This window comes from Klebsiella sp. JN_Kp126, from assembly GCF_033843325.1.
Lineage (GTDB): Bacteria > Pseudomonadota > Gammaproteobacteria > Enterobacterales > Enterobacteriaceae > Klebsiella > Klebsiella michiganensis.
Genome location: NZ_JAWXQV010000100.1, coordinates 39,288 through 48,020, shown reverse-complemented (window position 1 = coordinate 48,020; position 8,733 = coordinate 39,288). Strand labels below are relative to the sequence as shown.

Sequence of the window (8,733 nt, the reverse complement as noted above, 5' to 3'; positions counted from 1 at the left end):
TACCGAAGTATGGTGCTGGTTTATTAGCACTGTTTTATGGGGATCCCTCAGCGCCTCGTGCGGGTTTTTTCGTTTTTACCAACGACTCCTCGTCCTGCATCGCGAATATCGCTACACGGCAGAAAGATGAGGCGTTGCGATCTATCAACGATTGCTCCGCAGTAAATCATGAAGATGATAATTATAGCCCCTTCGAGGCGTGATATCCTTTGTGACGGGAGACGTTGGAAGAAAATTACGTCATCATGCCAATCATGCAATTAACAATAAAAAACAGAAAACTCACAATATTTTCACTCCCCGCCCTCAGCCCTATCCGGGAGGTTTAAACTGTTTTTTCTTCTTGAGCGCAGCAACGTCCGCGCATAAATACCGTAACAGTAGACAAGTTAATACCGCAGCTCTGCCTGATATGACCGCACCAGAGCTCACGCCTCCGATTGCTTTCCTGCTTTTATATCACCGCCATTCGGCATTATCATATCCATACAAGCTCAGCCAGAGAAACGTAAAACAATACCCGCCGAGGAATATGTCCACGGTAATAAAAACCCAGGTTGACACCGACCACGAGTTGGCGTCAAATACTTATATTCCAGGGGCTCATTGCTTATATCGACCGTGCATTCAGTCTCTTAGCCGCCCCTTTGCAAAATTGATGTAAATCAATAAATGATTAATTACACCTTGAAAAAAAATATATCCAGAGAAGCGTTCAGGTACATTATCGTTGGCCTGGCAAATACAGCCATTACGGCAGTTGTTATATTTGGCCTGATGCATGTCGGCGTGGGAGTCTACCTTTCAAATGCAACAGGTTATGTCGTTGGTATTATTTTCAGTTTTGTTATGAATGCGAAGTTCACTTTCTCAACGACATTAAGCCCCCTGAGATTTATCAAATTCCTGTCCACATGCGCTTTTTGTTACATTTTAAATTTAATAGCAATGAAAGTTTTTTTCATCGTCATACCTAATGCTATTTATACAGCGCAAGTTGTAGGCATGGTGATTTACACAACAGCTGGTTTTATTCTAAACAAATACTGGTCAATGAAATGAAAGAAATTAATATAAACCACACGAGGAGCAAAATACCTTCGTTAGCAATCGTTGTTCCTTGTTATAATGAAAAAGAGGCCTTTCCATACTGCCTGGAGGGGCTTACCACGGTATTACAAAACCTCCTCGAAAAAGAAAAAATCGCTCGAAATAGTTATATCCTCTTTGTCGATGATGGCAGTAAAGACAACACCTGGGAACAAATTAAATCCACATCACAGGAAAAGTCATTCGTCCGCGGTCTGAAATTATCAAGGAACCGGGGCCATCAGATCGCCCTGCTGGCGGGGTTGGCAAACGCGGATACGGACGTTACCGTAAGTATTGATGCAGACTTACAGGATGATATAGGTTGCATTGAGGAAATGATAGACAAATATAATGAAGGGTTTGAGATTGTTTATGGCGTACGCGACAACAGGAGTAGTGACTCAGTATTCAAAAGGGCAACAGCCAATAAATTCTATTCTCTGATGTCAGGGCTGGGTGTCAATCAGGTTCCTAACCATGCGGACTTCCGGCTTCTTAGCCGTACAGCGTTGACAGCATTAAAGGATTTTAAAGAACAAAATTTATATTTAAGGGGGCTAATTCCGCTGTTGGGTTATAAGTCCAGCAGCGTTTATTATAGCAGAGATGAAAGGGTTGCAGGCGAATCAAAATACCCCTTAAAAAAGATGGTAGCACTGGCGTTAGAAGGAATAACGTCTCTGACAATTACCCCATTACGTATGATCGCTGCCGCTGGGGTTGCCACATGCCTTCTATCTTCACTAGCTGCAATCTATGCCTTCATTGAGAAGCTCCTGGGAAATACCGTTGCGGGTTGGACATCGGTAATGATTGCGATTTTCTTCCTTGGCGGTGTCCAGATGCTTTCTTTGGGGATAATTGGCGAATACGTTGGGAAAATATATATGGAATCCAAAAATCGGCCCAAATATTTTATCGAAGAGGTAGCAAAACACGAAATGAGAGGCGAGCAATGAACACTGAGGACGAACGGATGACGTCTTACTCTAAAAAAATTATTGCAATGTTTTACCTCGCGGCAATTTTCTTAGTTTATAGCCCAACGATTATATTTAGTTACGCATTTTCAGATGACTGGTCGACACTTTCCGATGTTTTTTCAGGGAAAGGCTCTCCGTTTCAATGGGATATGCAATCCGGCAGACCCTTGTATGCCGTTGCCAGACGACTTGCCTTTACGCTAGTTCACAATATCGATGACCTTGCCTATCTTAGATTTTTTACCGTAATATCGGTATTTATGCTTTGCTTTTTCCTTTTTTCATTTATAGAAAAAAGAAACATATTCGAGCGTAAAATAACAACGATCGTATTCCCTTTATTAATATGCCTGACGCCCGCAGTACAGGTTTATAATTCCTGGGCGACATGTTTCCCTTTTGTACTCTCCATACTCCTTGCCGGAATAAGTTATGCGACATTAAAACCGATCAATAAGAAAACGACAATTATAAGATTTGCAGCATCCGTCATTATTTTATGGTTTGCATTTGCCATATATCAACCAACGGCGATGGCATTTTTATTTTTCGTCATGCTTGATAACTGTCTGAAAAAAGACAAACCCTTTTCCATCAACATTGTTTTAATCAGTGGCGCAGCTTTATTTATCGGCATGCTTGGCAGCCTGCTATTTTCAAAATTTATACCTGTATGGTTATATGGCAGTTCAATTGCACGTGCCGAGTTAACTAATAATCCACTTGAGAAATTACGATGGTTTATAAAAGAACCGTTGATTAACGCTATCAACAACTTTAATATAACTCCAGGCACCTTTTTCACAACGCTCTCATTAATAATTTGCGCAATAGGTTTACTTTCAATAATAAAAGGCAAATCAGGCCCGATTAAGGTTCTCATGTTTATTATCATGGGGATTGGTGCCTACTCTCCAAACTTATTAGTCAAGGAAAACTGGGCTGCATATAGATCACTGATAGCACTGGAATTCTTCACATGCGCTCTTATTATTATTGGGTTAGATGCCTTGACAAGCAAACTCAACATAGCAAAAAAAGCGCTACCCATATTGACGGTATTCGCGATGATCGCTGCATCATACAATATCTTTAATGGTTTCATTATCCCACAAAAATCGGAGTTAAACGCATTAGCCAGCGCGCTTTCCTACAAGGTGGGGAAAACATTTACAGGGGATGTTCTTTTTGACATCCAAGATCCTGCCTATAACGCCTTTACTAAAACACAACGTTATGACGAGTTTGGCAATATTTCCCTTGCGGCTCCCTGGGCTATCAAGGGGATGGCGGAGCAAATCTTAATTAGCAAGTCAATGCATTTCAGGCTTCCCGATAATGTTATTCTGACGGCAAAGGAGCAATGCGCCACTGATTGCATCATTATAAAAACGGGCGATGCGATGAGGAGTTCAACCTCCAACTATTGAAACTTTTCGCCACCCCGCATACCGGTATATGATCCCGCGCCAGATCCGCGCGGGATAGTTTTTATCCCGGCAGCTCGGGCCTGGGTCATAAGTCTCTCTATCACCTCACAGCGCTCGACAGTCAACCATGCTTCCTGTGCTTTTCTGAGTTCGCTTCTTTTCATCCATCAACCCTTCTCTTGAGGATATCCTTACAGAATCCTAGTGTAGCAAGGGCAGTTAACTGCTTTGTTATCTGTGATGCAAGACGGGCTAAGCTATTGTAAAGAGTGTGAGCTTGTGAACTAAAGAGGATAAAAGTGGATGCCCAACAAGAGGCAACATGGTAAAAAAGACAGCGTTAGAGGCGAGAAAACAGAGCGATAGAAAGAAATTTTAATGCAGGGATTCATGCAGGGCAAAATCAAAAGCGCTTTGCGACTGGTTGATTTTGATGAATAGTGGCGGAGAGAGGGGGATTTGAACCCCCGGTAGAGTTGCCCCTACTCCGGTTTTCGAGACCGGTCCGTTCAGCCGCTCCGGCATCTCTCCGCTGTTGAGGTTGCTATAATGCCAGGTTCTTTGGCATTTTAATAGTTCCTGTCTCTTTAATTCAGTTCAAGTGACGACTTTGCGAGCAATATGATGTTTAAATGGCCCTGGAAAGTAGATGAAGAGTCCGGCAACGCGGAAATCCCCTGGGAAAAGGCGCTTGCCATCCCTGTATTAGCCAACCTCTCCGACCATGAGCAGCAGCAGCTGGCGCAAATGGCATCCCGCTTTTTGCAACAGAAGCGTCTGGTTGCATTACAGGGGCTGGAGCTCACTCCCCTACAGAGCGCACGTATCGCGCTCCTGTTTTGCCTGCCGGTTCTCGAACTGGGCATCGAGTGGTTAGATGGTTTTCACGAAGTACTTATCTACCCTGCCCCGTTCGTTGTCGACGACGAATGGGAAGATGATATCGGCCTGGTGCATAGCCAGCGAATCGTGCAATCAGGGCAAAGCTGGCAGCAAGGGCCCATTGTTCTAAACTGGCTGGACATTCAGGACTCCTTCGACGCTTCCGGTTTCAATCTGATTATTCATGAAGTGGCGCATAAGCTGGATACCCGCAATGGCGATCGCGCGAGCGGCGTGCCGTTTATCCCCCTGCGCGAGGTGGCAGGCTGGGAACACGATCTCCATGCTGCCATGAACAATATTCAGGATGAGATCGATCTGGTCGGTGAAAGCGCCGCCAGTATTGACGCCTACGCGGCCACCGATCCTGGCGAATGTTTCGCCGTGCTCTCTGAATACTTCTTTAGCGCGCCAGAGCTGTTCGCCCCGCGTTTTCCCGCGCTTTGGCAGCGTTTTTGCCTGTTCTATCGCCAGGATCCGCTGGAGAGATTACGTGAGAATACCCCACCGGATGGCGGCGATAGCCCGGCAGTACACTAAAACAACGACCTGCACTAAATTTAGCCATTTGAATCAGCAAGTTAAATTTAGGGTTGACACAAAAATCCGAGACCAGTAGTATTCGCCCCGTTCACACAATTCCTCTGTAGTTCAGTCGGTAGAACGGCGGACTGTTAATCCGTATGTCACTGGTTCGAGTCCAGTCAGAGGAGCCAAATTTGAAAAGCCTGCTTTTGAAGCGGGCTTTTTTATTTTCATTTTCTCCTCCACATCGGAAGAATTTTGAGGTCAAGCGGATTCGAGGACGGCGTGCCCCCAATGTCCCTTAACGCCTCAAAATCAGAAAGTTAGTACCATCCGAAAAACGCTTCTAATAGCATCCTGCCGCCACGCACTCATCCTGGTCAAACGCGCGTCATGGCTTCATCACGATCCGGCCAAGCGGTTTCGCTGTCTCAGCAAATTCGTGGGCCGCGGCAGCGTTAGCCAGGGGAAAGATGCGGTCAATGACAACCGTGACGCGCCCTGCTGCTACAGCCTGCAGCATCTCGTCCACGCTGGTTCGAACTCCATGCCTTGCAAAAAGAGGTCCCATGAATACCCCCATGAGCGTCTGGTTAGACTGCATTGCCGGCCATAAGTCGACAGTCAGACTGTCGCCGCCAGCATTACCGACGAAGACCAGACGACCTTCCGGAGCGAGTGCAGAAAGCGAAACAGGCAACGTCGTTCCCACCGGATCGATGACGAGGTCAACACCGGTACCATGGGTGTACTGTCGGACACTGTCCACGATGTTATCCTTTGTACGATCCACAACATGATCGGCACCAAGTTCACGCAACCGACCTCGTCGCTGCGTTCCGCTTACCACGGCGATGACCGTTGCGCCTGCTTGTGAGGCAAGCTGAACGGCCGCGAGCCCCACGCCACCCGCTGCGGCCTGAATAAGAACGGTTTCTCCCTGCCGGAGCATGCCTCGCGTGAAAAGGCAATGATGCGCGGTACCAAATGAAATCGGCAACGCTGCCGCTTCTGCCATTCCCACCCCATCGGGTATAAGCCAGGTGCGTTCCGCGGGCACAGCCCAACGTTCCGAATGCGATCCCTGCATGTGAAAAGCAGCGACTCTGTCCCCAACCGTACGGCTTCGGACTTTCGATCCGACGGCAACAACTGTGCCCGCGGCCGCGTAGCCACCGATCCATAAAGGAAGCGGCGGCGGCGTTGAACGGCGGTTAATCAGATCGCCACCCTCAATCGAGATAGCCTCGACAGAAATCAGGATGTCGTCGGGCCCTGTGACCGGCTCCGGGACATCGACATATTTCAGGACGCCGGGAGAACCTTCCACGTCATAGACCGCTGCTTTCATAAATTTTCCTCTGTCTTATCTTTTGACTGGCGGAAAGCCCCGTCACGCGCAGGGCAGCCTGGCAATCACCTTAATCTCAAACTGGAATCCGTAAAGCCACGTCACGCCGATCCCGGTCAACGTAGGGTAAGGCGCTTCCCCCCAATATTCTGGCAGGATACTCCAGATAGCGTCGAGATTTGACTCGGGATCGACAACAAAGAGGGTCACGTCAATCACGTCACCGAACGTGCAGCCCGCAGCCGCGAGAACAGCATTGAGATTATTGAATGCCAGCCTGACCTGCGCTTTTAGTTCGGGCTCAGGCGAACCATCCTCGCGGCTACCAACCTGCCCGGAAACGAACAAGAAACCATTGGATTTGATGGCCGGTGAATAGCGATTGCGCTCATAGAGCGCCTGCCGACCGAGGGGAAAAACGGCTTCGCGTGCTGTCATGTTTGTACCTCTGCAATGGGGCAAAATCAGCCCGGTGAACGTAAAGACACTTTACAGGTGCTGAATCGGGCGGATAAACAAGCGACTTTGTCCATCATTGTTTGTAAAATCCAAACAATCGGTGAAAAGGGGGGGGGTAAGGAATGGATCGTTTCGATGCGATGCGCGCCTTTGCTCGCGTGGTGGAGGCAGGGAGCTTCACAAAGGCTGCCCAAACGCTTCATATGAGTAAAACCACGGTGACGCAGCTCATTCAGCAGCTGGAAGCGCGCCTGCGCGTCAAGTTGCTCCATCGCACCACCCGCAGGCTCGGCGTGACTGCCGATGGCGCGGTCTACTACGAGCGCGTCATCCGCCTGCTGGCGGACATGGAGGATGCTGAAAACAGCCTGTCCAGTGCGGCGATGACCCCCAGGGGACGGCTACGGGTGGATGTGCCCAGTCCGCTGGCCCGCCTCGTCCTGATACCGGAGCTACCGGCTTTCCACGCGCGCTACCCTGACATCCAGTTCGACATGGGCGTCAGCGACCGGGTGGTGGACCTGATCGGCGACAACGTGGATTGCGTCCTGCGCGGTGGCGACATTAACGACCAGTCCCTGATCGCGCGCCATGTCGGCGATTTGCAAATCGGCGTCTACGCCGCCCCTGGCTATGCGGAACGCCTTGGCGCCCCTGCGCACCCGCGAGAGCTGGAAAACACCGACCATCGCATAGTGGGATTCTTGTCCTCACGCACCGGTAAGATTGAGCCTCTGGTCCTGCGCAGTGGGAGTGAACATATTGAAATCACAGGCCGCTATGTACTTGCCGTGGATGATGGCAATGCTTACCTCGAAGCGGGGCTCGCTGGCTTAGGCGTGATTGCGCTGCCAACCTATATGGCGGCAAAACATCGGGCCAGTGGCGCTTTAATTCCGTTATTTGAACAATGGCGTATCAGTCCAATGCCATTGTACCTGGCGTTTCCGCCAAACCGCCATGTCAACGCCAAACTGCGTGTTTTTATTGATTGGATCGTTGAATTGATGCAGCAGCATGTTCCCAATTCCAATAATAAGTAACGCCATCCCGGTCAGAGGATCCCTGTTTAAGAAGCCCGGCAGCCATCGCGCAGCCGGGATCACCCCCTGCGGTGCCAGCGCAGCGCGTCGACCACCAGCGTAAACGCCGCCGGAAGATGCTGTCGGCTCGGGTAGTAAAGATAGTATCCCGGGAAATGAGGGCACCAGTCGGCAAGTAGCGGTACCAGTTCCCCCGTAGCGATATATTTCGCCGCTAAGTCGTGAGGAACATAGGCAATCCCTGCTCCGTCCAGCGCGGCCTGAATCATCAGAAAGGTATTGTTGAAAACGGTTTGCCCGTCAACGCGAACGCTGGTCTTTTGACTTCCCTTTTCAAACTCCCAGGCGTAAAGCCCGCCGTGGGTGGGCAAACGCAAATTAACGCAGTTATGCGTCATCAGATCCTCAGGACGTCTTACTGCCGCCCTGCCGGCAAGATAAGCGGGGGCGGCAACCACCGCCATCTGCACATCGGGCGTGATGCGCACCGCAATCATGTCCTTATCCACCTGATCGCCCATCCGTACGCCGGCATCAAAACGCTGGGCGGCAATGTCGGTCAGCTCGTACCCGACGCTGAACTCAATATGAATATCCGGGTATTGCGTTAATAAAGGCCGCAGACGCGGCCACAGCACGGTGACGATGGCATGATCGTTGGCGGTAATGCGTACCGTTCCGGCGGGTTTATCTCGTGAAGCGCGCAGAGAAGCCAGTTCAGCTTCGATTTCATTCAGCCGCGGCGCCAGAACGGCCAGAAGACGGTTCCCGGCATCGGTTGGCGAGACGCTGCGCGTGGTGCGGATTAACAGCCTTATCCCGAGACGCGCTTCCAGAGCCAGCAGCGTATGGCTCAGCGCTGACCGGGAAACACCCAGAATCGCGGCCGCCCGGGTAAAGCTGCGCTCGTGAGCCACCGTGGCAAAAGCCTGCAGGTCGTTAAGTTTTTCTTTGCTCATCATTGGTGA

Annotated in this window: 9 protein-coding genes and 2 tRNA genes; 7 read left to right on the top strand and 4 right to left on the bottom strand. The window is 49.8% G+C overall.

What is annotated here, in order from left to right; genetic code table 11:
• The 4 genes from SIK97_RS28495 to SIK97_RS28480 all read left to right on the top strand — a co-directional run.
• Positions 1 to 203 (top strand): hypothetical protein (locus SIK97_RS28495; RefSeq protein WP_319610979.1); only part of this gene is annotated, 203 nt, incomplete at its 5' end.
• Positions 204 to 672: 469 nt separating this feature from the next.
• Positions 673 to 1,062, top strand: a complete 390-nt coding sequence (locus tag SIK97_RS28490) for a GtrA family protein (RefSeq protein WP_049069769.1) — start codon at positions 673 to 675, stop codon at positions 1,060 to 1,062.
• Entirely contained in the window at positions 1,059 to 2,051 is a 993-nt protein-coding gene (locus SIK97_RS28485) for a glycosyltransferase family 2 protein (RefSeq protein WP_047723436.1), read from the top strand. The genes SIK97_RS28490 and SIK97_RS28485 overlap by 4 nt, the downstream gene beginning before the upstream one ends.
• Positions 2,048 to 3,505: a glucosyltransferase domain-containing protein gene (locus SIK97_RS28480; protein WP_057174023.1), complete on the top strand. Its 1,458-nt coding sequence runs from the start codon at positions 2,048 to 2,050 to the stop codon at positions 3,503 to 3,505. The genes SIK97_RS28485 and SIK97_RS28480 overlap by 4 nt, the downstream gene beginning before the upstream one ends.
• Positions 3,506 to 3,946: 441 nt before the next feature.
• Here the strand turns inward: SIK97_RS28480 and SIK97_RS28475 are convergent.
• Positions 3,947 to 4,036: transfer RNA gene (locus SIK97_RS28475), tRNA-Ser, on the bottom strand.
• 90 nt (positions 4,037 to 4,126) lie between these two features.
• Here SIK97_RS28475 and mtfA point away from each other — a divergent pair.
• Together mtfA and SIK97_RS28465 are read left to right on the top strand one after the other, a co-directional pair.
• Positions 4,127 to 4,927: a DgsA anti-repressor MtfA gene (gene mtfA, locus SIK97_RS28470; protein WP_162557678.1), complete on the top strand. Its 801-nt coding sequence runs from the start codon at positions 4,127 to 4,129 to the stop codon at positions 4,925 to 4,927.
• 100 nt (positions 4,928 to 5,027) lie between these two features.
• A tRNA-Asn gene (locus SIK97_RS28465) sits at positions 5,028 to 5,103 on the top strand.
• Between the two features lie 200 nt (positions 5,104 to 5,303).
• On the opposite strand, the gene SIK97_RS28460 is transcribed toward SIK97_RS28465, so the two are convergent.
• Together SIK97_RS28460 and SIK97_RS28455 are read right to left on the bottom strand one after the other, a co-directional pair.
• Positions 5,304 to 6,263 carry a quinone oxidoreductase family protein gene (locus SIK97_RS28460; protein WP_057174022.1) on the bottom strand — a complete coding sequence of 320 codons (960 nt, stop codon included), beginning with the start codon at positions 6,261 to 6,263 and terminating at the stop codon, positions 5,304 to 5,306.
• Between the two features lie 42 nt (positions 6,264 to 6,305).
• Complete coding sequence (locus SIK97_RS28455) at positions 6,306 to 6,701, bottom strand: RidA family protein (protein ID WP_049083417.1); 396 nt, start codon at positions 6,699 to 6,701, stop codon at positions 6,306 to 6,308.
• Between the two features lie 143 nt (positions 6,702 to 6,844).
• Between SIK97_RS28455 and SIK97_RS28450 the strand changes: the two genes are divergently transcribed.
• Positions 6,845 to 7,765, top strand: a complete 921-nt coding sequence (locus tag SIK97_RS28450; RefSeq protein WP_057174021.1) for a LysR family transcriptional regulator — start codon at positions 6,845 to 6,847, stop codon at positions 7,763 to 7,765.
• Between the two features lie 59 nt (positions 7,766 to 7,824).
• On the opposite strand, the gene SIK97_RS28445 is transcribed toward SIK97_RS28450, so the two are convergent.
• Positions 7,825 to 8,727: a LysR family transcriptional regulator gene (locus SIK97_RS28445; protein ID WP_057174020.1), complete on the bottom strand. Its 903-nt coding sequence runs from the start codon at positions 8,725 to 8,727 to the stop codon at positions 7,825 to 7,827.
• Positions 8,728 to 8,733: the final 6 nt, after the last annotated feature.

What these genes read in the sequence shown, in the direction of transcription:
- SIK97_RS28490 (WP_049069769.1), top strand. Translation starts at nt 673, where the DNA reads ATGATTAATTACACCTTGAAAAAAAATATATCCAGAGAAGCGTTCAGG.
- SIK97_RS28485 (WP_047723436.1), top strand. Translation starts at nt 1,059, where the DNA reads ATGAAAGAAATTAATATAAACCACACGAGGAGCAAAATACCTTCGTTA.
- SIK97_RS28480 (WP_057174023.1), top strand. Translation starts at nt 2,048, where the DNA reads ATGAACACTGAGGACGAACGGATGACGTCTTACTCTAAAAAAATTATT.
- mtfA (WP_162557678.1), top strand. Translation starts at nt 4,127, where the DNA reads ATGATGTTTAAATGGCCCTGGAAAGTAGATGAAGAGTCCGGCAACGCG.
- SIK97_RS28460 (WP_057174022.1), bottom strand. Translation starts at nt 6,263, where the DNA reads ATGAAAGCAGCGGTCTATGACGTGGAAGGTTCTCCCGGCGTCCTGAAA.
- SIK97_RS28455 (WP_049083417.1), bottom strand. Translation starts at nt 6,701, where the DNA reads ATGACAGCACGCGAAGCCGTTTTTCCCCTCGGTCGGCAGGCGCTCTAT.
- SIK97_RS28450 (WP_057174021.1), top strand. Translation starts at nt 6,845, where the DNA reads ATGGATCGTTTCGATGCGATGCGCGCCTTTGCTCGCGTGGTGGAGGCA.
- SIK97_RS28445 (WP_057174020.1), bottom strand. Translation starts at nt 8,727, where the DNA reads ATGATGAGCAAAGAAAAACTTAACGACCTGCAGGCTTTTGCCACGGTG.